Here is a 2963-nt window from a genome sequence, read left to right as displayed (position 1 = left end):
TTACATTTTAATAGTTTAAAATACATTTTTAGCTTATTCTTGATACAAGATATTAATACGCGTTAGGTACAGGATAGTAAAGCTTTTAAGCTAGGTAAGAAGTTTCGATTAGGTTGACACTCAGCTAATGCAACATGTTATCAAATAGAGGGATAAACTTTTTAATAAACTTTTACATAAAATCTATCAAAACTTAAAAAATCACATTTACAATATAGAAAAAAAGGAAGGGGAAAGACCAAAATGTACAAGTATATAATTAATGTATTATTCAAGGGGAAAATTTATCAAACCAATGTAATAGCTAACAAAAACAAATCAGAAGAAGAAGTGTATCAAATTGCAAAAGAGCAAATTTTGAAACAATGGGCAGGTTAAACAACAACATAGGTTATTAATTTCACCGATTAAAGTGAAACATGCTCCTTTTGCCATATACATATAGGTCAAAACCAATGATTTGAAGATAAATAAAAGCTAAGTGCCAACTTGATCTGCCCCGTAAATGTTAGACACCAAACTAACATTTACGGGGTGTTTTAATGGCCAAATTTACAACGGAAGAAAAAATTCAAATTGTATTAAGGTATTTAAAAAGAAATGAAAGTATTAATAAAGTTGCGGAAGAAGTTAATGTTAGTCCTCCTATCTTAAGTGGATGGATACGCCTTTATGAACAATTTGGTTTAGAAGCATTTATTAAATCCTATACAAGTTATTCTGTAGAGTTTAAACTAAATGTACTCAAGTTTATGAAAGACACGGGTATATCCTCTTATGACGCAGCTGCCATTTTCAATATTTCTTCACCAGGCTTGATCCGAAACTGGCGCAAGTTATTTGAGACTGGAGGAATTGATGCCCTACATCCAAAGAAAAAGGGGCGATCATCCATGAAAAAAGAAACAAAAACTAATGTTAAAAAACAATTACCAGTTGAAGGATCGCTTGAGGCTCTACAGGCTGAAAATGAGCGTTTACGTATGGATAACGCCTACTTAAAAAAGTTGAACGCTTTAGTTCAAGCACAGGAAAAATTACAAACAAAGTCAAAGCGCAAGTAATTTTTGAGCTAAAGAATGAATTTGATATCGTGGAATTAGTTAAAGTCGCTGACATTCCACGTAGTACATACTATTATTGGGAAAAACAATTAAATCGAGAGGATAAATATGCGAGTGTAAAAGAAGTTATTGATGCCGTTTATCATGAGCATAAAGGTCGTTATGGTTACCGCCGTATCCACAAAGAATTAGCGAAAAGGAACATTCACTATGATCCAAAGACCATTAATCGTTTAATGAATGAGATGGGCTTAAAATGCGAAGTGCGTATGAAAAAGTACCGTTCATATCGTGGAAAAGTAGGTAATATCGCACCTAATATACTGAATCGCGATTTCCACGCAGACAATATGAATGAAAAATGGGTAACCGATATAACAGAATTTCACTTATTTGGAGAAAAACGTTTTTTATCTCCAATTTTAGACTTATGTAATGGAGAAATTATTGCGTATAAAGTAATGAAACGTCCGGTTTATCCACTGGTTGGAGAGATGTTAGATGAAGCAGTGAAGCGAATACAGCCCGGAGATAAGGTCATCCTCCATTCAGATCAAGGTTGGCATTATCAGATGGATAAGTATCAAAATAAATTAAAAGAATATGGTATCCGTCAAAGCATGTCTCGTAAGGGAAATTGTTTAGACAACGCAGTCATGGAAAATTTCTTTGGCTTATTAAAATCGGAACTTCTTTACTTACAAGAGTTTGAGAGTATGGAACATTTTGAACGAGAATTAGAAGAATATATTTATTATTACAATCACAAACGAATGAAGGCAAAATTAAATGACCTAAGTCCAATAGAATACCGGACTCAGGTCTTAGAAGCTGCCTAATCTTTTTGTCTAACTTTATTGGGTCAGATCAACTGCTTGTTAGCTTTTTAAGATAAGAAGAAAAGTGAGGTTACTTTGCTAAAACATATGTTTCAATTGCGTGTGCAACTCCATGCTCATTATTTGTTAATGTCACGACATCAGCAATGTCTTTAACCGTTGGGTCAGCATTGCCCATTGCAATGGAAAGCCCGGCAGCCTCTAACATTGGAACATCGTTGAAATTATCTCCGATTGCTACCGTATTTTCAATTGGAATATTAAAATACTCAGCCATTACTTTAATACCGTTTCCTTTATGTCCATTTGTATCCATAATTTCAATATTAAATGGACCTGAAGTTGTAATTGAAATGCCCTCAAAGGCTTTAAGAGTAGCGATAAGTTCGTCTTTTCCTGAAATAGTTGGAATGAAGAACTTTTGAATAGCAATCTCTTCAATCTTTAGGACATCTTCAATTTCATCAAAGAGTTTAATTGTATCGGTTTCTTGTGGTTGTTCAGTCAGGAATTTATATTCTTTAGGAGTTAGACCGCTGCTGAATTCCTGATTTTGCTCAAGGAATGCCAGCATACGCTCTGTCCAAGTGGAAGCAACTAATATCCCGTGGCTTGTATAAAGTTTAAATGGGTATTTTTTTTCGTTAAGGATCGCAGCAACTTCCTTCACGCTTTCTTTGTCTATGGAAATTTGACTTAATAATTTACCGTCTGCAAGTACCTTTGTGCCATTGCTTCCTGCTACAGGACAATCAAGCGGTGTTTTTTCAATAAGCTGTTTGATATCTTCAGGTGCTCGGCCTGAACAAATCATTACGACATGGCCAGCTTGTTGTGCTTTTTGAATCGCGTCCACATTTTCTTTTGAGATTTCAATGTTTGAAGATAACAATGTTCCATCAAGGTCAATTGCGATTAATTTTTTCATCTGGTGTGTCTCCTTTGCAACGATTGGATTCTAAATAAATGAAAAATAAAGTGCATGATAACTCAATTATCTATTATGACATATTTTTCGATAATTAATTAGTAAAAAAGCATGAAAAATTAGTAAAACTTC

At 34.0% G+C, this 2963-nt stretch carries 3 protein-coding genes; 2 read left to right on the top strand and 1 reads right to left on the bottom strand.

The features are described 5' to 3' along the window. Positions 1-243: 243 nt before the first annotated feature. Together WQ54_RS24215 and WQ54_RS33035 are read left to right on the top strand one after the other, a co-directional pair. Positions 244-378 carry a BA3454 family stress response protein gene (locus WQ54_RS24215; RefSeq protein WP_046515064.1) on the top strand — a complete coding sequence of 45 codons (135 nt, stop codon included), beginning with the start codon at positions 244-246 and terminating at the stop codon, positions 376-378. 164 nt (positions 379-542) lie between these two features. Then, positions 543-1903, top strand: a protein-coding gene (locus WQ54_RS33035) for an IS3 family transposase (RefSeq protein WP_156178128.1) whose coding sequence is annotated in 2 segments (ribosomal slippage) — positions 543-999 and positions 999-1903 — 1362 coding nt in all. Because the reading frame shifts where the segments join, the coding sequence is not laid out codon by codon here. Positions 1904-1973: 70 nt separating this feature from the next. On the opposite strand, the gene WQ54_RS24200 is transcribed toward WQ54_RS33035, so the two are convergent. Next, a complete protein-coding gene (locus tag WQ54_RS24200) occupies positions 1974-2831 on the bottom strand; it encodes a Cof-type HAD-IIB family hydrolase (RefSeq protein ID WP_046586156.1) in 858 nt (285 codons plus the stop codon). Positions 2832-2963: the final 132 nt, after the last annotated feature.

The organism is Bacillus sp. SA1-12, assembly GCF_000981385.1.
In the GTDB taxonomy this organism is placed as follows: domain Bacteria; phylum Bacillota; class Bacilli; order Bacillales; family Bacillaceae; genus Metabacillus.
The sequence above is the reverse complement of the archived record's forward strand: the minus strand, read 5'-3'. Positions and strand labels throughout refer to the sequence as shown.